Below are 20202 nucleotides of genomic sequence, written 5' to 3'. Positions count from 1 at the left end.
CTCACCTCACACAAAATGATCTTTCTTTCCTAATAAGAAAAACGTAATAAAATTAGCAAGCACTGTGTAAATAATTAATATAAGTAGAAAGAAATAAATCATCTCTCCCCGTGCCGCAAGTGACAAAGCAATCCCACGAGCTTGCAAATATATAATTGATGAATACTGTACATACAGTACTTTATTATCTGCTATAAAATTTTGTACGATTTCTGGAACGACAAAAGAAAAGAGAACGAATCCTATTCCAAACGCAATTGCACTTGTTGTAGATTTGCTAAGTACTGTTATTGTCATAAAAACACTAAGCATGCAAATGATCGTAATGTACGCCATTCCATAATATTTCAATGTATATAAAATCACTTCTATTCCACTATTCGTCGGTTTCCCATAATAAAAAAGAAAAACATTGGGATTAAAATCAAAATAGATATAACCAATTACATAGCTACAAATAAAATATAAAAGAAAAAATAAAGCCATCATTATAGACAATACAATCATTTTTCCAAATAGAATTTGCCGATACGTATAACTACGCTGTAATACCATCCTCATTTGTCCGCTATAATACTCATTAGAAACCATAAGGGTCATTGTCACGAGTAAAATAAGATTAACCACACTAATAAGCATTTCCACGAGCCCCATATAAGGAAATGTATTGGTGTACGTGTAATCTGCAGCTGTTTTTGCAATAGATTGATTATGCCCAATATGGTACTTCGCAGCCCCAAGTAACATCACTGGTATCATCAAAAAACAAAGCCATGTTACTTTCTTCGCCCAAAGCCGCTCCCATTCCGAGCGTACTAACATCATCATGAGCTCATCATCTCCACGAAAATGTCTTCTAATTCTTTATTCCTACCTTGCAACTCTTCCGTCGTTCCCCGCCATATCAGTGCCCCTTCTCGAATCATGACCCATGAATCACACATAAGCTCCAATTCACGAATTAAATGACTAGAAATGAAAAAAGTAATGCCCTTCTCACGCTGTAAATCGAGTACAATTTTACGAAGTTGCTTAATTCCAACTGGATCTAATCCATTAGACGGTTCATCCAAAATGATAAAATCTGGATCCCCAAGAAGCGCCTGTGCAATCCCTAGACGTTGCTTCATCCCTAACGAATACGTACCAACTTTATCGTCAGCACGATTTTCTAAACCGACAATTTCTAACACTTGCTGAACTTTTTTTTCAAGAACTTCTCCGCCAGTATGTAACGTAATCCTACCTAAGTTCCGTAAATTTTTTCGCCCTGACATATACGGGAAGAAAATAGGTGCTTCTACAATTGCACCTACATGCTGAAGAGCTTCTTCTCGATCTTTTTGTACGCTAATGTCATTAATTAAGATTTCCCCTTCATTGGGTCGAATTAACCCCATAATCGTTCGAATAAGGGTTGTCTTCCCTGAACCATTCGGCCCAACAAAACCACAAATTTCATTTTTATAAACAGAAAAAGACATATGACTTAGCAACGTTCTTCCCTTCACTCTTTTCGTCACATCTCTTACTTCTAAAACCGCTTTTTTCATTCTTATCGCCTCCTTGCCACTAGAATAGGCATTAAAAATAAACAATTTATAAACAAATAAAAAGAAGTTGCACTTATAGCAACTTCTTTTCCACATACCCCAATTGGTATTTACTAAAATATATCAACGATTTTCCAAATATATCGATCATTTCTCCACTTATATCGGCTGTTTTTTCATTATATCGACGGTTCGACACAACATATCGATTTACCGACATTCTTCGACAACCTAAACGCACAACATACCCTATCCCCCAAGCAACTTACTGCCAAACTCTACGATTAAAAAGATAACTAATAGGATCGCGAGTATTTTTAATGCTACATATGCTACTTTAAAAACAGCATAAATAAGCAGGACTATCAAAATAATCGTTAAAATTTCCATATGTATTCCCTCCTATCCCTTTCATTCTACCTGTACTTCACTTTTTATGAAATCGAATAAGATGACATAGAAAAAAGAGGATACCTCACCCGTCGTAAGATACCCTCTCTTTCAACTGTTCAAACCATTCTCTCTCTAGTTGGAAAAATCCCATTCCACTCTTTTCACTATTCTTCAATTCTTTATCTGCTTTCTTCATATAAACTCGGCAAGTTTCCACATCATTCTCTAAATATTTGAGGATTCCTTGTGTACGGTAATATCCATGTAAGTCCATTTTTATAATTGCCTTTGCATGTTCCTTCGCTTCCTGCAATGAAAGACTTTCCTTCTGATAAAGAACTTTATATAAAAGATACCAACTATGAAAGCTACTAACGAAAAATTTATTTTCTTTCGTTACAGGTAGTTGAACAATTTGTTCTACATAAGGCATCGCTCTTTCCATTCCCTCTTGATCAGCTCGTGCATAAAAGACGAGCATAAGTCCACTCACTATCTCTCTTATCCCTTTATTCTCTTTTATTTTTTCCTCACTAAGTTCTACTAATCTCTCATCCCAATCTTTCGGCCTTTTGTAACTAAAAAGCTCACTCGATACTTGAATCGTATATACATGCTGCTTAGCTTTTTCATCATCTTTAATTAAAATAAGAAATTGCATACCATCGCTCATAAGTGTTCCTTTTATCGGCACGATTGTAGCTGCAAAAATCACAAAGTGGAAAACGGAAAAATATAAAAGGTATTGATAATAACTCACCATATATATGTAACCTGAAGTAATACCAAATAGTAAACTTGTAATCGGTCCACCTAAAGTCATCCACGCCCATTTTTTCGAAAGGTTCGGTGTCACTGTAGAAAGTGGTACTAACATTGCGACGCCACCAAAGTACATCCACAATTTATTTTCTCGAATGCGTACTTTCCCCTTCTCTTTTTGAACAGTGATAGGCCCTACTGTCATAAATTTAAATTTAAAACCGTTTATTAAACCAAATACTACATGTCCTAGCTCATGAATGGCTAACACCAATAACAAAATTCCGACTACTGCCCATATGTTCAACATTATTTCTAATTTCCCAGTTCGGATTACCCCGTATAAAATGGACAGAATTAGCGCCACTGTCAGTGAACCAGCTGGCCTTCTTAAAATATCCACCTTTTTCTCCCCTTAATAAATCATTTTTCTCTGCATTTCGTACATGAATTTTCCAATATGCAATATCCAAATAAACGAGATTAAGCCAAGCAACACGAAATTGATATTACTAGCCGCTGTATATATAACGGCAGCCCACCATGCATATGCCAGTACTGTATTCGTAAATTCATACGCTTTATATCCAGCCTCATGCACGATCTGCTTTAACCCTTCATCTGCGTTCTTCGTCCACATTTTCATCGATTCCATATATGTTACACCTTGCTCAGGGTATAACTTATTATAAAGATTTTTTGTTATATTCCCGATAATTACTACAATAGTTAAACAGGCAATAGAAGCTACTAAATTAAACACTGCAAATGAAACATTTGCATCATGCAACAGTGCACGTCGACATGTAATAATCGCATATACAAACCATGCCCGCGTAACGATATCACCTACACGTAAATACATAATTACAATTCCTAATTTTCTACCTTGTACACTCTCTTCTTCGTCACGCACCGTAGCTAACATACGTGTATTCTTCCAAGCATAATAAATCATTACGATTCCAAATATAGTACACACACCTATTAATATATTGGGTGATAATTTTCTCGGTTCATCCGAAAGTATGTCTAAAGCTATAAAAGATGCAAAAAAGCCACCTATCATACTTAATAAAAACTTCCCCAAAAGATTAAATTGTTTTTTTAGTTTACTCTCCATCTTCCTCTTCCCCCTCTACTAACGTAAATATTTCCTCCACCGGTACATTGAAAATGTGTGCGATTTTTAACGACAATACAATAGATGGCGCATAATCTCCACGCTCAATTAAACTAATGGTTTGCCGTGATGAGCCAATCGCTTTCCCTAAATCCCCCTGTGATAAACGATGCTTTGCTCGCAATTCCCTCACTCGATTTTGAAGCTTCATGTCTTCCCTCTTTTTCATTTATTTAATTAAAATTGTAAATAATATCCTTATTATTGTCAATTATAATTGTCATTATGACGTGGATATATGTCAAAAAACATTATATATATTATGCTAGATATAACATATATAATATTTTTTAAGAACTACATAATTGAGGTGCCTCATGGATAAAAAAATGATTTTTTCTTATGCTCTTATTAAATTTTCAGCGGCCTGTTCTCTCTTTTTTTCTTTTTTATTATTTTTCTTTATTGGAGATATGAATTTCTTTAAAACATCTGAATACGTAATTGGATTTTTGTATAATTTTTGGTTTTACCTTCTGTTCTTCTACGCGATCTTATGCTCGGTTATAATTGATAAATTAAATTCAAAACATAATAGCACGCCAAGAACAATTTTGCTTTATATTTTATGTGGTTACTTATTCTTCCTTCCATTGCATATATACAATGGGGGAGATGTAATCGTAACTTTCATAATGGGATCTGTGGGGGCACTCTGTTCACTTTTCTTTTATTTATGTACCTGCATAGTAAATAAATCAAAATGGTTTCGATATACAACCGCTATTATCATTCCTATTTTACTCATTGCAATATGCTCTATTGATTTTACTCAAAAAGAACAATGGGTTGAGCACCGTACAAAAAATACATTTGAAGCGAATTTCTCATATTTTAACGGCACACATAAAATACCTATTCATGTAAAAAAAGGAGAAACAGTTGAAGTTAACGTAAATTTCCTTATTACCGAAAATAGCGCCTATCAAGGTTATGGCACTTACTTTTCTAGTGAATTTAATAAATATGAAACCCTTTCAGAACTAAGCAACGACACATACGAACTTTCAGCTAATAAAACGGGAACATATTATATAGTAGTGATCGGTTACGGTATCGAAGGAAAGATAAAAACAAACTGGAAAATAAAATAAAAAAGGCAGTGCTTTTGCACTGCCTTCCTAAATTCTGACATAGAATGGATTCCATATTAACTTGCGTTTTGTAAGAAGACTCGTTTTAGCTGCTTACGGAAACGAATGCCTAACGTAATTGCTACGATAACAATAACTCCAAGAATAATTTTACCGATATGATCTTCTAGCACTCCAAAAATATCATGTAAGTTTCCACCTAACCAATAACCACTGATTAAGAAGAATGATACCCAAAATAGAGCACCTGAATAAATTGTAATCGCAAAACGACGGAATGGTAAATTAATGATTCCTGCAAAGTATCCTGTAAAATGGCGTACACCAGGAATAAAGAAACCGATAAAAATCAGGAAGTACCCATACTTATCAAACCACATTCTTGTTAAGTCGATTTTTCTTTGTGTTAAAAAGACGTATTTCCCATATTTTTGAACAAACGGCATACCTAATTTATTTCCTAAAAAGTATTGAATCGTCATTCCTACACTCGTCCCAATAAAGGATAAAATAATTAAAATCGGTAAACTTAAATGATCCTTCTGTGCTAAAAACCCCGCATATGCTAATGTTGGTTCTCCCGGAAACGGAAGCGCAATATATTCTAACAGCAAACCGACAAGTACAACATAGTACCCGTACTGCTGAAATAATTCATGAACCCATTCCATGTCATCTCTCCCTTCAATCACGTACAACTTCTTACTATTATTGTATAAAAAAAATGTCGAAATAACTATCGCAATAGCTTACATTTTTATTACATTTTTGTAAGGCTAACACCAAAGTTTTCTGTTCTCTATTTGCTTATATCTATTATCATTTTAAAACAGACTAACAACTATCTATCGCACAGATAAAATCCATTAATATACAATTTTTATCCAGTTTTTAACACTCAAAAATCGCCTCATTTTGTTCTCTATAAAAAACCACCACAAACTCATACTAACTTCATATTAGCTTCATATACGTATTGTAAGATTATATCGGAATTTGTTGAAAAATTTAACCAATATATTACTACACAATAAATTGAATAAATATAAGTCGCTTTTCGAAATTGAAAAAAAGGGTGAATATGAATGGATGCTTATAAAATGCATGATTTTATTAATACAAATGTTGAATCTCATCAAAATGAAACCGCTTTTAATTTGCATATCTGTGAAACAAATGAATTTGACGTAAGTTTAACAAAATCTACAACACTATCTTTTATCGTTTCAAAAAAGAGCATTAAAATTGTCACGAGAAAATGGGTTAATTCAAATCAAGAAAGCATGATTGGCAAAAGCTACATCATTCCAACGAAAGCTTTTCACTATTTCTTACCAATCATTTCTGAAACTGAAGATGAACTAAATATTCAAATTCAAAGTTTTGGACTACATGGTGAACTTTTATTAAATGAAAGATTACTTATTGATAAAAACAACAAATGTAATACAAAGATTACTACCTTCTTTGAAACATTAGATGAAAATATAAATCAAACATTACGAGGATTACAAATTCATTGTATGTAAGACTATTACAATGAGTAAAAGGAGAATATAATGAAAAAACTATTATTAAGTGCTCTATTATCATTAGGACTTTTAACTATTCCATTCGCAAATGCGGAGGCAGCTACAACGCAAGAACAACTTATCGTAAACACGCAATTAAATAAAATGGATTATTATCAAGATGGGAAATTCATAAAAAGTTTTACTGTCGCTACTGGCAAAGCAGCTACACCTACACCTAAAGGTACTTTTCAAATCGTAAATAAAATTAAAAACCGCCCTTATTATACAAGAAAGATCAAAGGCGGCGATCCACGTAATCCACTTGGTGACCGTTGGCTCGGATTAAATATGGCAGGGACTTATGGAACAACTTACGCGATTCATGGAACTAACAACAATCAAGCAATTGGAAAAGCGACAACACTTGGTTGTATTCGTATGTATAACAATGATATACATTGGTTATTTGAGCGTATTCACGAACAAGCTACTGTCACTGTAAACTAACCTAAGAACAAGATTTACGTGTAGCCAAGAATTTTATGTCTTGGCTTATTTTATTTATTCATTTACAGTAGCAAAACAACTGTATTTACATATATAATGGGAATAGATTGTGTTAAACAATACCAAAACATTGATAAACATGGATATTAAAATTATACAGTTATAACATTTTATAAATTTTACAATACATAATATAATAGAACTACTGTAATTCTGAACTATTCAGTGATACTAAACAATTCCCCTTGCTACTTTCATTATTATTTTATGGCGGGGGCTTATTATATGTATAAACAATCTGAGTCATCCGAAAAATGATGAATTCGAATATTGCAGTAAAAAGCGTTATTTAGGAGGTGTTACTATGACGCATATACTGGTGATTGAAGACAACCCAGATATACAAGAACTTATTCGTGAATTTCTAATGGCACAAAACTTTACCGTTGATGTAGTTGGTGCTGGAACAGAAGGCATTCTTCTTTTCCAAAAAAATTCATACGATCTTGTCCTCCTTGATGTGATGTTACCAGATATAGATGGCTATAGTATTTGTAAAATTATGCGAGGACAATCTGATGTACCAATCATTATGTTAACAGGCTTACATAATGAAGAAAGTGAAATTAGAGGATTTGAATTAGGTATTGATGACTATATTACAAAACCGTTCCATTACACGGTATTTATTAAGCGTGTAGAAGCTGTATTAAGAAGGGCAGCAACGAAGGAAGCAGAAACTGCAACTATACTACAATTCCACGAATTGATGTTAAATTCTACAGCATATGCAGCTTATGTTCATGGTAATCAAATTGAATTGACAACAAAAGAATTTGAAATTATATATACTTTACTGCAAAATCGGGGAAAAGTATTATCAAGAAGTGATTTGTTGAATAAGGTATGGGGCTATGAACATTATGGTGATGTAAGAGTTATAGATACACATATTAAAAACTTACGAAAAAAATTAGGAATTCCTTATATTAAAACGGTGAAAGGCATTGGCTACAAAATCGAAGCGTAGCAAAGACAACATCACCAAAAATATTTTCATCAAAACCTTATTATTTTGTATTCTTTTATCACTTTGTCTTTATCAAATTATTTATTTTCTAGCCTCAAATTACGATAAAGATCGTTATGCGAAAGCATCTGGAACGCAAACTGCAGCACAAGCGGATTCAGACAAAAAAAACGACCAAAGTAAAGCAATGCAAAATAAGGCTGTGTCAGAGAGTAGCATCTCTAATTTTCAATCTTCTCAAATAGACATGAAAGCTCTCTCTACAGCCATCAATCACCTTTTGCAACCTAGCCAAACTGCAAAAGCAAAAGAACATACACAAAATATTTCGGAGGAAAGTAACACAACGACTCCACTTACAGAAGCCGAAAAGCAAGTTACTAACAAAGATGCCTTACATACACAAAATGCAGCAAGTAAAGCAAATGATACACATGATAATCCAAAGTTAACAGATGCATTGCAACAATTAGCTCCACATATTGGCGCGACAATGCTTGCATTATCTCTGCTCGGATCTTTACTTTATGCAAAGCTAATTGCCAAGCCTTTTCAATATATGAGCGATGCTTTAAAAGATATTATGAATCTTGATTTCTCAGATAAAAAAGCACTAAATACAAATACAGATTCAACAGATTTCAATTTACAAGTAGCTGCTTCACAGGTCCCACATATTGTGAAGAATTTACATGAAACAAATCAAGATTTAAGAAATGAGCTCAAGAAGGAACAACAGTTAGAACAATCTCGTAAAGAATTTATGTCTATGGTATCCCATGAATTAAAAACACCAATCGCAGCCGTTATGGGACAACTCGATGGCATGATTCACGGAATTGGAGCTTATAAAGATAGAGATAAGTATTTAAAACGTTCCTACGAGATGATGCAAGATATTAACATATTAACGGAAAAAATGTCAGAATTATCCAAAATACAAAACCCTCAATTTAAACCAAATTTAGAAGTTATTTCATTAACTAATATTATTGAGGATGTTATGAAGAAAGTAGATTATTTTGTATCTGTAAAACAATTAAATGTTCAATCTAACATTAAACAAGATGTACAAATTTTAGCTGATCCTAAATTTATTCAAACTGCTATTTTTAACATTATTTCAAACGCAATTCATTACACAATTGACCACCAGCATGTCTATATAAAGCTCTATGAAAAGCCAAACGGTTACGCATTAGAAGTATTAAATACAGGTTCACAAATCGATGAGGACAAACTTGCTCATTTATTTGAACCATTCTATCGCGCAAACCCTGACAAGCATGGCTTAGTACAAGGTAGTGGTCTTGGGTTATATATTGTAAAACAAATATTAGATAAACATCAGTTTCCTTATGGGATACAAAACACGCCTCAAGGTGTAAAGTGCTCTATTGTATTCCCAAAAGCAATGTAAAACCTACTCTAATTTCATACCCCAAACTCATCCTTCGTATGAGTGGCGGAATTTTGTAGAGTTTCTTACTCTGTTTCGTTCGCCCGTTGTCCTTATTTGGATAGCGGGCGTTTTTTATTACTTATCCCGCTATTTGCGGGCAGTAAGACTCCCACCTCAAAATTCAGTTGGAGCAAAGAAGTTAGGTGGGAGATCAACTGCTCGTAAACGCCTAATTGGTTCAACTAATAATCAGTGGGGAATGAACACCCCCCCCACTGATTAAAGTTTCACTTTATAAGGAGGATCTTTATGGAAAAGTTTAAGTATTCATTACTCGTTTTATTTGGAGCTTGTAGCTACGGCGTACTTTCAACTATTTTCAAACTCGGATTCATTGACGGATTTTCAGCACATCAACTATTAGGAGGACAATATGTCTTCGGATGGATTGGACTACTTCTGCTCGTTCTTTTCTTTTCACGCCATAAAGTAACAAAAAAGCAGTTCTTTTCCTTACTAACAGTCGGTACAACGATGAGTATGACAGGTATTTTCTATGCTATTTCTGTAGAAGAACTACCAGCATCTATCGCTGTCGTCCTACTCTTTCAGTTCACATGGATTGGTGTAGTCATTGAAGCTATTGCAAATCGAACATTCCCAAGCCGCGAGAAAGTTATATCTATTATTATTTTATTTACTGGTACATTGTTTGCAGGCGGTGTCTTTGAAGGTCTCGGACAAAATTTTTCTACGAAGGGTATTATCTTTGGACTATTAGCTGCTGTCTCTTTTTCATTCTATGTTTTTGCAAGTGGGCGCGTTGCTACAGATGTTCCGCCTTATACGAAAAGCTTTCTTATGACAACAAGTGCTACTCTTATCGTATGCCTATTCTTCCCGCCAACCTTTTTAACGGATGGCGCTTTACAAGCAGGTCTATGGAAATATGCTTTCTTCCTCGGACTGTTTGGCGTTGTTGTACCTGTCATTTGTTTTTCCATAGGTGTTCCAAAAGTCGGAATAGGACTTGGCACTATTTTAGGTGCAGCTGAATTACCAACTGCTATTATCGCTTCTATTACACTTGTTAATGAAGTTGTATCACCTATGCAGTGGCTTGGAATCATCTTTATATTGCTTGGTATTTTCACACCTCAGCTGCTTATGGCTAGGAAAGGAAAAAAACATAATCGCGTATACAATGCATAATAAAAGACCTTTCATTTATCCCGCTATTTGCGGGCAGTAAGACCCCCTCCTCAAAATTCAGAGAAAGCAAAGAAATTAGGTGGGGGATCAACTGCCCGTTAATGCCCGATTGGTTCAACTAATAATCAATGGGGATGAACAAACCCCCCACTGATTAAAGTTTCACTTTATTTGAAAGGTCTTTTTCTCTATATCACTTTACCGCTCCATATAGCTTCTCTATTTCATACTCAATTTGTTTTATATCGATTCGTTCAAATAATGGCTGCACGCTATCAACTCGATTTGGCAACGTATTTTGAGGTTTCCAACTTTGTTTAACAATCGATAATGTACTTCTAACTCTTTCACTTGAAAACGGTAAAAATGGTTCAAGGAGATTTGCAAAATTAGCGATAAGATAAACACAATTATAAATTGTTTCTTCACATGAAACTGGATCGTCTTCTCTTTGCTTCCAAGGCTGCTTTTCATCAAAATATTTATTTGCGAAGCGTACTGCATCAAATATTGTCTCTAGCGCCACCTTAAATTTAGTTTGTTCAATCGCCTCTCCTACATTTTTAAATAATCCTTCTACCTTGTCCTTTAGCTCTACATTAATAATTCCCTCCGGCACATTACCATCATAATACTTTTCAATAAACTTTAATGTCCGGTTCACGAAGTTCCCATATGCACCTAACAATTCACTATTATGACTGTAAATAAATTCACGCCATGAAAAATCAGTATCCCGATTTTCTGGTGCATTTACTGTTAAAAAGTAACGAATAGAATCTGAATCATAGCGTTCCAATATGTCAGGTACCCATACTGCCCAGTTTTTACTTGTCGATAACTTTCTTTTTTCAACTGTTAAATATTCATTCGAAACGATATGACGAGGAACTGCTTCCCCTCCTATCCCAAGTAATACCGCTGGCCAGATGATGGAGTGAAATGGAATGTTATCCTTCCCATGCACATAATATGTTTTCGTTTCTCTATCCCAAAACTCTTGATCATCTTTCCCTGTTTTTTCAGCCCAATGTTTACTTGCTGAATAATATCCTGTCACCGCTTCAATCCATACGTAAATTTTCTTATCTTCGTATCCTGCTACTGGAATTGGAACCCCGATTGGTAAGTCTCTTGACACTGCCCTATCTTGTAATCCTTCTCTTACATATCGTTCAGTTAATTGAATGGCATTGTCGCGCCAAGTTCCTTTTTGTTTCGCAGTTTCTACAGCCTCTTTAATTTGCTGCTGAAATGTATGCAATGCGAAATAGAAATGCTCTGTTTCCTGTACGGATGGCGTACTACCGCATAACTTACATTTCTTTTCTAACAAATCGAGTGGATCTAAAATAGCGGAACAAGCATCGCATTGATCCCCCCTCGCCCCTTCATGACAATGCGGACAAATACCTTCCACATAACGATCAGGTAGAAATTGCGTACACGTTTCACAATAAGCTTGTTCGACTATTTTTTTATAAATATGACCTTCTTCTAATAGTCGCAAAAAAACTTTTTGAACAGTTTCACGATGGTGTTCACTATCCGTACGTGTATAGCAATCATAAGTAAAACCAAGGCTACGAAAACATCGCTCAAACTCTTCGTGATACTTATCAGCAATTTCTTTCACCGTCACACCTTCTTGTTTTGCTCTAATTGTAATCGGTGTTCCATTACAATCGCTTCCTGAAACATACAACACATTCTCACCTTTTGCCCTGTAATAACGCGCTAAAATGTCTCCTGGTAACAAACTAGCAATATGCCCAAGATGTAACGAACCATTTGCATACGGCCAAGCGCCTCCAATAAAAATACTCATCTTACATTCCTCCTTTAAAATATAAAAAGCCCCGCCCCTATCTAAAAAAGATAAGGGCGGGGCTGTATAAACAGTCGCGGTACCACCTTATTTCGCCAATTACTCACATAATTGACCTTAACAAGTACGGAGCTATATGCTCTTATACTGTGGTTTTGATAACGAGTACCAACTCTCGTCGCCGCCTACTATTATCATTTAATAAGTTCAGGACGAAGCTCAAAGGCCATTGTTCAAATGAATATTCTTGCTTCTTCTCAGCTACCGAAGCTCTCTGGAAAGAATGATTTCATCCTACTTTTCCTTTTCAACGCTTTTATGTATAACACGTATTTTACGACTAAATAACAGAAAAATCAAACTTTAATTTAAAAAGAAAAGGAAATCCCATCCCTCTGCCGAATAACTATACGTTCACAAAAGGAGTGATAACATTGAATCAAAAGCAACTAAGCACGATGAATAAAAAAAGCTGGAATGCAGCCGCTTATGAAGCTTGGACGAATCGCCACGGGGCGCCAGAGGATTATGCGAAAAAGCTCATGGAAGATCCCATGCGCGAAGTAGCACATTATTTACCTTACATACAATCTCCAAAAGGAAAACGTATTATTAATTTACTCGGCTCAAAAGGAAATAAAGCCGTCGCTCTCGCCCTTTTAGGAGCTGACGTAACAGTTGTTGATATTTCAGCAAGTAATGCAAAATATGCAAATGAGCTTGCTGAAGCAGCAGGTGTCTATATCCATTACATCGTCTCTGATGTATTAGATATAGATTTCTCCGAATCATTTGATATCGTATTACTGGAACTTGGTGTACTTCATTACTTTATAGATTTAAAGCCACTCTTTCAAAAAATTGCTACCTTACTTAAACAAGATGGAATGCTTATCCTTCGTGACTATCATCCCGTTTACACCAAATTATTAGGTGTAGATCATCCATCATTTCGGGCAAATGGAAATTATTTCAATGAAGAACTTATTGAAGATGATGTAGCTTACAGCGCTCTTCTTACGGAAGCACAAAAACAATCATTGCCGAAAACAAATATTCGCCGCTGGACGTTAGGAGAAATTATTACAACACTCGCATCCGCAAGTTTTAAAATTGAAAAGCTTGTGGAAGAACACGGGTCTCATCAAAGATGGGTCTTCCCCTCTACTGCACCGGAAGGAATTGAAGAACGAATACCCGGTCTATATACATTAATTGCGACAGCATGCAAAAAAGGATCCCTTCACGGATAGGATCCTTTTTTGCATGCTCACGCATATAAGTTGAGGTTGGAGATTACCATAATTCTGTAGAATAGGACACAAGATATTTCAACATTTTGTCTCTGACTTACGTCGTCAAAAAGGGGTATGACCAACATAACGAAGAGTAATGTTTTAGTTGATACTGATAATCGTTATCAACTAATTAGAAGTATACATGATGTTATTTCGAATTACAATAGCATTGCTTATTTTTATTTAAGATTTTTTAATAGGTAAATGTATACATTTTAAGAACATTTACTAATATCAATCTGCCTCCTTCCACTATCTGCTATAATTTTCATTGAACTGATTAATAACTTCATAATAATATTTTTATTAATTCCGTTATTAATATTTATAAATTATAATAAATAGTTTCAAGAGGGTAGGGATAACGATGAAATATGTTAGTATTCGAAAAAAAATACTGTTCACACTCTTAAGCATTTCTTCCTTATTTAGCATTGCTCTAATTATTATTCTTACATTCGCGATGAACCAAGCAAATGAGGTCGAAACATTAAAAAACGATGTATCAAAAAGAGCCACTATTTTAAAAGAACGTGGTGATTGGTTCCAAGCACAGGTCGCTGGTTTACAAGAATATTTACTATCTCATGATCAAAAAGGACTGGATAAATTCAACCGCGAAGGAAAAAAGTTGGCTGATACTAGAGAGAAAGTAACAAGTGACAAAAAGCTACCAGAAGGAATGAAAGAGGCCATTTTAATGGGTGCAAAATGGCGAAGCGTCATAGACAATAAGGTCCTTCCTCTTGCACGTGAAGGAAAATGGGATGAAGCCTCCAAAATCGCTCTAGCCCAAACAGATTATGTAAATGATCTTTTAAGCCGTTTTACTAAATATGCGAATGAAGAAAATGAAAAACGTGACGTATTAATTGCTGACGTTCAATATTCTTCATCTCTTATCCAATATATTATTTTCTTCTCACTTATTATATGTACATTAACTTCTATTTTATTAGCATGGTGGTTCTCTGGTAAACTCGTTAAACCAATTCTACAAATTGATGAGAAATTAAAAGAGTTAGCTTCTCAAGAGGGCGATTTAACTGCTAGATTACATGTCACTAGTAAAGATGAAATCGGTGATATTGCAAATTCCTTTAACCAAATGCTTGCCAATTTACAGCATATAATCCAGCAAGTTCAACAAACGTCAACAAGTGTGAAAGAAACATCGGAAAACATGTTTATCGAAACAACTGCATCTATGAATTCTACTGCAAAAATCCAAGAGACTATGAATACTCTTGATTATAATATTCGTTCACAAGTGTCTAGCATCGAAGAAAGTTCAACCGCAATGGATGATATGGCAATGAGTGTTCAGCGTATTGCAGAATCCGCCTCCTCTGTCGCTAGCTTAGCTGTTACAACTTCAGAAAAAGCAGGTGATGGGAATAAAGTAATTGAGAAGTCTATTACACAAATGCATACAATTAATGAAGCCGTTAACGCTACATCACAAGTAGTAGAGCGACTCATTACACATACGAACGATATTGATACGTCTCTTCAAGCTATTTCTAATATCGCAGAGCAAACAAACTTGCTCGCTTTAAATGCTTCCATTGAAGCAGCTCGCGCTGGTGAACATGGTAAAGGGTTCGCAGTTGTCGCCGATGAAGTACGCAAACTTGCTGAACAATCAAAACTAGCCGCAACTGACATTAACCAGTTGCTTCATCAAATTCAAGCCGATACAAAAATAGCGAATGAAATGATGACACAAGGGCAATCAGAAGCTTCTGAAGGAATTGCAGTCATTCGCACTGCTGGGGCATCGTTCTCTGAAATTGTTAACCACATTAACAAAGTCTCTACGCAAATGCAGGAAATGTCTGCCACTGCTGAAGAAATGGCCGCAAGTTCTGAAGAAATGAACGCAGCTTTAAATAATATCGCTTCTATTTCAAATGAAGTCGCTGCTGAAACATCACAAACCGCCCATTCAGCTGGTGATCAAGTAAGTGCAATGAATGCCGTTGCTACAAAATCATCAGAAATGAAAACTGCCGTACAAGAACTTGAAGTTCTCGTTTCTCATTTCAAAACGAACGGATAAAGTGAAACTTTAATCAGTGGGGGTTTTGTTCATCCCCCACTGATTATTAGCCCACACCACTCGGGCTTTTACGGGCAGTTATCTCCCACCTAACTTCCTCGCATTCGCCGAATTTTAAGGTGGGAGGCTTACTGCCCGCAAATAGCGGGATAAATATAAGAAAAAGAGATTTTTTCAATCTCTCTTTTTTGCTTTAAAATATATCTTTCTATCTCTCATTCCGTCTGCTATAATTCCTAAAGGAAAGAAGAAAGCTTTATTCCCACTGGAGTAAAGCTTTCTTTCAACTTTTTAAATCAATTAATTCTAATACTAAGATTTCACAAAGGAGGCTTTTTATTATATGAATTTTATAAGTATCAGAAAAAAACTTCTGTTCATTATGGGAACGATTTGTGCTTTATTTGGCATCGCCTTAGCATTCATTTTATACTTCACTATTGATCAGTCACATAAAGCTGAAGCACTACAAAAAGAGATTTCTCCGCTTGCAACAAACTTAAAAGAGCGCGGAGATGCTTATCAAGTACAACTCTCTGCTTTAAGAGGTTATTTACTACAACATGATCAAGTCGAATTGGACAAGTTTAATGAGATGAGTAAACGTCTTGAGGATTCAAAAGATAAGCTTCTTTCTAATCCAAATCTTTCGCAGTCTGTGAAAAGCACAATGGAATTAGGTTCCACTTGGAGAAAGTTCGTTGAAGAGAAAGTGTTCACTCTTGCAAAAGAACAAAAGTGGGAAGAGGCTTTACAAGTAGCTTCTACAGAAAATGGGACTGTCTATAAAGTAATTGGTGATTTCACAAATTACAGTAATGAACAGGCTAAATTACGTGAACAATCCATCGAAAAAATCGATCAATCTTCACTCCGCATTGAATATGTTGTCTTCTTATCACTTGTTATTTGTATTGTCGCTGCAATTATTCTTGCATGGTGGTTCTCTGGTAAGCTAGTAAAACCAATTCAGCAAATTGATATTAAACTAAAAGAATTATCCTCTCAAGAAGGTGACTTAACAGCTCGCCTACAAGTAAATAGCAATGATGAAATTGGTGCGATTGCAACATCATTTAACAAAATGTTAGAAAACCTGCAGCATATCATTCAGCGCGTTCAAAAAACTTCTATTGAAGTACAACATGCTTCTGAAAATATGCTAGAAAAAACAAATACATCACGCGAGGCAACAATACAAGTTCAGAGCTCGATGTCCAACTTAAATGCAAGTATTCAATCTCAAACTTCTAGTATGGAGGAAAGTTCAACTGCAATGGATGATATGGCAGTAAGTGTTCAACGCATTGCAGAATCTGCTTCATCTGTAGCCGAACTTGCTGTCGCTACGTCTGAACATGCGAATGGCGGAAGTACTGTTATCCAAAAATCCGTTTCACAAATGACAACGATACACGAAGCTGTAAATGCTACATCAGAAGTAGTCGAACGTCTAATCACTCATACGAAATATATTGATACAGCCGTACAATCTATTTCTAATATCGCTGAACAAACAAACTTACTTGCTTTAAACGCTTCTATTGAAGCAGCCCGTGCTGGTGAACAAGGAAAAGGGTTTGCTGTCGTAGCTGATGAAGTTCGTAAGCTTGCGGAACAATCTAAAACTGCTGCAACAGATATTAACCAATTACTACATCAAATTCAAAATGATACAGAAACCGCTAGCTCTATGATGTCTCAAGGTCGTTCTGAAGCATTTGAAGGCATTACTGTCATTCGTGAAGCTGGTACTTCTTTCACAACAATTGTTGAACAAGTAAATAAAGTGTCTACTCAAATTCAAGACATATCAGCAACCGCTGAAGAGATGGCTGCAAGCGCAGAAGAAATGAACGCTTCACTTAATAACATCTCTTCTATTTCAAATGAAGTATCTAGTGAAACAGCCTCAACAGCACAATCTGCTGAGAAAAAGGTTATTGTTATGAATGAGATGACAGTAACTGCAAAACAAATGAAACAAACGGTTGAAGAATTAGACCAACTTGTATCTCATTTTAAAACTGAATAGCTTTCAAAAAACATTCCTCTTCCAAGAGGAATATTTTTTTTGAGCTCATTCCCTGCACATTATACATATATCCGTTATAATGAGAATCGATATCATCGATTTGTAGGAGGTGCTACACATGTCACAACAAGCATTTGAAGAAAAGTTATATGCGAACTTAGAAGCTGTTATTGACCCTGAACTAGGTGTTGATATTATCAACCTTGGATTAGTTTATGATGTTACAGCAGATGAAAATAATAATGCTGTCATTACGATGACGATGACTTCTATCGGGTGTCCGATGGCTGGCCAAATCGTGTCAGACGTAAAAAAAGTATTATCAACGAACGTACCTGAAGTAAATGAAATAGAAGTAAATGTCGTTTGGAATCCACCATGGTCGAAAGAACGTATGTCACGTATGGCGAAAATCGCATTAGGTATTCGCGACTAAATAAAGTGAAACGTTAATCAGTGGGGGTTTTATTCATCCCCCACTGATTATTAGTTAAACCAATCGGGCTTTTACGAGCAGTTGATCTCCCACCTAACTTCTTTGCTCCAGCCGAATTTTGAGGTGGGAGTCTTACTGCCCGCAAATAGCGGGATAAAGAAAAGACCTGACAGCCTAGTCAGGTCTTTTTCTCTTATTATTTTACGCCTACTGCATCATAAGCTTTCGTTACAGCTTGAACAGCTTTAGAATTTTTACCATATAAATCTTCTGCTGATTGAAGTGCTGCTTGACGCATCATTTTAAAGTCAGAGTTTGCAGTTAAATATTTCGTAAGAGCGCGGTAGTAAATTTTTTCTGTCGCTTCACGACCTACTCCCGTTACTTTCACGCCGTAATGATCTCCACCTTCAGATACTAAATATGCAGCTTTATTGTTAATACTACTGTTAATATGAACGCCGCCATTATCAGCTGTTCCAGTATAACGTTTACTATAGTGATCTGGGTAACCTTCACTTGGTTTTAATGGGTTTGGAATAGATGCTGGATCTTTCAGAGAACGAAGTGCATCACCAGGTTTACCAGGTGTATAAATATCAGCACCTAAATCCCAGCTCTTCTTCTCAACCATGACACCCATAATATCAGATAACGATTCATTTAACGCACCCGGTTCATTTTTATAAACAAGGTTTGCTGTATGTTCAGTTACAGCATGCGTTAATTCGTGACCGATAACATCTAGGCCAGCAGACAATGGAATAAACGTCTTACCATCTCCATCACCATACATCATTTGCACACCGTTCCAAGCCGCATTATTCCAAGCTGTACCTACGTGAACAGTAGAAATAAGTTTTGCACCTTTATCATCGAAGGAATTTCGATTAAATGTCTTTTTGTAGTAATCGTATACTTTTCCTGCATTTACATGCGCATCAACTGCCGCTTTATCTTCGAAGAACTTAGATTTACTTTCAACTTCTTCTCCTGTATATCCAAAAATTTGCGAGAATAAATTAAACCAGTTTTCATCCATATTCTCTGCATCAAATGTATGGATACCTTGTCCTCGTTTACCATCAAATAAGTTGAACGCTCCTGTTTTCTCATCTTGAGCAATTTCAAATGATTGTCTACCGCCTAATACTCCGTAGCCAAATCCAGTAATTTGATCTACAGCATTATATTTCTCAATAACATTTCCATTTGTTGCATCAACAAAATAATGCCAATATCCTGGAGTTGGTTTAGAAATCGATGCTTTAACTAAGTATGCAAGATAGTACTTCCCATCTTTTTCATATACAAATAAATCTTTTTTCACACCATCATAATTCTTTACTTGCCCAACTTCTTTTTCAATATCTGCCTTTGCAATCGTTTCTGCTTGTTCTGCACTAATGCTTGCAAATGCAGGAATATTTTTATCATCTAAATTCGGAATTACTTGTCCGAAAAATGCTTTTACATTATTCTCTTTATCAAGTGTGACAGTTTGATCTGAACCGTACACAGGAATGTTATTATGCTTCTCAACTAACTTCACATGTGTCGTACCAGATTCCGCATCTTTTTCTTCCCCAACGACATTAAAATGTTTTTCAATATTTCCTGCTAGTTTAAACATATCTTTCTTACTCTCTAAATATTGAAAGACCGTCTCTTTTTTATCTAGTCCTTCCGGCGCTTTCCATTCTTCACCTATGTATGCAGGTGTTTTAAATTCTTGATGATATTGAATTTTTTGTTCTTCCGCTTTCGTTGTCGTTGCTCCAAATGCTCCAAATCCCCCTGCGATAACAGTTAACGCTAGTGCTGATGAAATGACTTGCTTTTTCACTATAACATTCCCCATTCCCATAAAGATTTTTGACACTTTTATACAAT

At 35.5% G+C, this 20202-nt stretch carries 19 protein-coding genes and 1 other annotated feature; of the genes, 10 read left to right on the top strand and 9 right to left on the bottom strand.

Features of this window, described 5'->3' with window-relative positions:
• Positions 1 to 6: 6 nt before the first annotated feature.
• From ACQKNR_RS13370 to ACQKNR_RS13345, 6 genes are all read right to left on the bottom strand, one after another.
• Positions 7 to 828: an ABC transporter permease subunit gene (locus ACQKNR_RS13370; RefSeq protein WP_427318343.1), complete on the bottom strand. Its 822-nt coding sequence runs from the start codon at positions 826 to 828 to the stop codon at positions 7 to 9.
• Positions 825 to 1553, bottom strand: a complete 729-nt coding sequence (locus tag ACQKNR_RS13365) for an ABC transporter ATP-binding protein (RefSeq protein WP_427318342.1) — start codon at positions 1551 to 1553, stop codon at positions 825 to 827. The genes ACQKNR_RS13370 and ACQKNR_RS13365 overlap by 4 nt, the downstream gene beginning before the upstream one ends.
• A 249-nt stretch (positions 1554 to 1802) precedes the next feature.
• Positions 1803 to 1943: a DUF3985 family protein gene (locus ACQKNR_RS13360; protein WP_000404783.1), complete on the bottom strand. Its 141-nt coding sequence runs from the start codon at positions 1941 to 1943 to the stop codon at positions 1803 to 1805.
• 85 nt (positions 1944 to 2028) lie between these two features.
• Positions 2029 to 3111: a M50 family metallopeptidase gene (locus ACQKNR_RS13355; protein WP_427318341.1), complete on the bottom strand. Its 1083-nt coding sequence runs from the start codon at positions 3109 to 3111 to the stop codon at positions 2029 to 2031.
• A gap of 12 nt (positions 3112 to 3123) precedes the next feature.
• Positions 3124 to 3831, bottom strand: coding sequence for a DUF3169 family protein (locus ACQKNR_RS13350; protein ID WP_427318340.1), 708 nt, complete (start codon positions 3829 to 3831; stop codon positions 3124 to 3126).
• Positions 3821 to 4042 carry a helix-turn-helix transcriptional regulator gene (locus ACQKNR_RS13345; RefSeq protein ID WP_427318339.1) on the bottom strand — a complete coding sequence of 74 codons (222 nt, stop codon included), beginning with the start codon at positions 4040 to 4042 and terminating at the stop codon, positions 3821 to 3823. The genes ACQKNR_RS13350 and ACQKNR_RS13345 overlap by 11 nt, the downstream gene beginning before the upstream one ends.
• Positions 4043 to 4208: 166 nt before the next feature.
• Here ACQKNR_RS13345 and ACQKNR_RS13340 point away from each other — a divergent pair, with 166 nt between their 5' ends.
• Positions 4209 to 4985: a hypothetical protein gene (locus ACQKNR_RS13340; protein WP_427318338.1), complete on the top strand. Its 777-nt coding sequence runs from the start codon at positions 4209 to 4211 to the stop codon at positions 4983 to 4985.
• Between the two features lie 56 nt (positions 4986 to 5041).
• Here the strand turns inward: ACQKNR_RS13340 and ACQKNR_RS13335 are convergent, their stop codons facing one another.
• The gene (locus ACQKNR_RS13335) at positions 5042 to 5656 is read right to left on the bottom strand and encodes a DedA family protein (protein ID WP_427318337.1); all 615 of its coding nucleotides are present in this window, start codon (positions 5654 to 5656) and stop codon (positions 5042 to 5044) included.
• A gap of 414 nt (positions 5657 to 6070) precedes the next feature.
• Here ACQKNR_RS13335 and ACQKNR_RS13330 point away from each other — a divergent pair, with 414 nt between their 5' ends.
• From ACQKNR_RS13330 to ACQKNR_RS13310, 5 genes are all read left to right on the top strand, one after another.
• Complete coding sequence (locus ACQKNR_RS13330; protein WP_427318336.1) at positions 6071 to 6514, top strand: DUF3978 family protein; 444 nt, start codon at positions 6071 to 6073, stop codon at positions 6512 to 6514.
• Positions 6515 to 6544: 30 nt separating this feature from the next.
• Positions 6545 to 7006, top strand: a complete 462-nt coding sequence (locus ACQKNR_RS13325; RefSeq protein WP_427318335.1) for a L,D-transpeptidase — start codon at positions 6545 to 6547, stop codon at positions 7004 to 7006.
• A 364-nt stretch (positions 7007 to 7370) separates the two neighbouring features.
• Positions 7371 to 8036, top strand: a complete 666-nt coding sequence (locus tag ACQKNR_RS13320; RefSeq protein ID WP_427318334.1) for a response regulator transcription factor — start codon at positions 7371 to 7373, stop codon at positions 8034 to 8036.
• Positions 8014 to 9456, top strand: a complete 1443-nt coding sequence (locus tag ACQKNR_RS13315; RefSeq protein ID WP_427318333.1) for a sensor histidine kinase — start codon at positions 8014 to 8016, stop codon at positions 9454 to 9456. The genes ACQKNR_RS13320 and ACQKNR_RS13315 overlap by 23 nt, the downstream gene beginning before the upstream one ends.
• 291 nt (positions 9457 to 9747) lie before the next feature.
• Positions 9748 to 10650, top strand: coding sequence for an EamA family transporter (locus tag ACQKNR_RS13310; protein ID WP_427318332.1), 903 nt, complete (start codon positions 9748 to 9750; stop codon positions 10648 to 10650).
• Between the two features lie 193 nt (positions 10651 to 10843).
• Here the strand turns inward: ACQKNR_RS13310 and metG are convergent, their stop codons facing one another.
• Positions 10844 to 12478 (bottom strand): methionine--tRNA ligase, encoded by a 1635-nt coding sequence (gene metG, locus ACQKNR_RS13305; RefSeq protein ID WP_427318331.1) that lies wholly within the window; start codon positions 12476 to 12478, stop codon positions 10844 to 10846.
• A 49-nt stretch (positions 12479 to 12527) separates the two neighbouring features.
• Positions 12528 to 12798: a binding site (T-box leader), on the bottom strand.
• A 114-nt stretch (positions 12799 to 12912) separates the two neighbouring features.
• Between metG and ACQKNR_RS13300 the strand changes: the two genes are divergently transcribed.
• The 4 genes from ACQKNR_RS13300 to ACQKNR_RS13285 all read left to right on the top strand — a co-directional run bounded on the left by ACQKNR_RS13300 (position 12913) and on the right by ACQKNR_RS13285 (position 18309).
• Positions 12913 to 13731 (top strand): class I SAM-dependent methyltransferase, encoded by an 819-nt coding sequence (locus ACQKNR_RS13300; protein WP_427318330.1) that lies wholly within the window; start codon positions 12913 to 12915, stop codon positions 13729 to 13731.
• Positions 13732 to 14143: 412 nt separating this feature from the next.
• On the top strand, positions 14144 to 15838 hold the full coding sequence (locus ACQKNR_RS13295) for a methyl-accepting chemotaxis protein (RefSeq protein WP_427318329.1): 1695 nt from the start codon (positions 14144 to 14146) through the stop codon (positions 15836 to 15838).
• Between the two features lie 343 nt (positions 15839 to 16181).
• The gene (locus tag ACQKNR_RS13290; protein ID WP_427318328.1) at positions 16182 to 17873 is read left to right on the top strand and encodes a methyl-accepting chemotaxis protein; all 1692 of its coding nucleotides are present in this window, start codon (positions 16182 to 16184) and stop codon (positions 17871 to 17873) included.
• Between the two features lie 118 nt (positions 17874 to 17991).
• The gene (locus ACQKNR_RS13285) at positions 17992 to 18309 is read left to right on the top strand and encodes a metal-sulfur cluster assembly factor (protein ID WP_000082521.1); all 318 of its coding nucleotides are present in this window, start codon (positions 17992 to 17994) and stop codon (positions 18307 to 18309) included.
• 196 nt (positions 18310 to 18505) lie between these two features.
• Here the strand turns inward: ACQKNR_RS13285 and nprB are convergent, their stop codons facing one another.
• Positions 18506 to 20155 (bottom strand): neutral protease NprB, encoded by a 1650-nt coding sequence (nprB, locus tag ACQKNR_RS13280; RefSeq protein ID WP_427318327.1) that lies wholly within the window; start codon positions 20153 to 20155, stop codon positions 18506 to 18508.
• Positions 20156 to 20202 lie beyond the last annotated feature (47 nt).

The organism is Bacillus sp. NPDC094077 (assembly GCF_050279465.1).
GTDB lineage: Bacteria > Bacillota > Bacilli > Bacillales > Bacillaceae_G > Bacillus_A.
The sequence above is the reverse complement of the archived record's forward strand: the minus strand, read 5'-3'. Positions and strand labels throughout refer to the sequence as shown.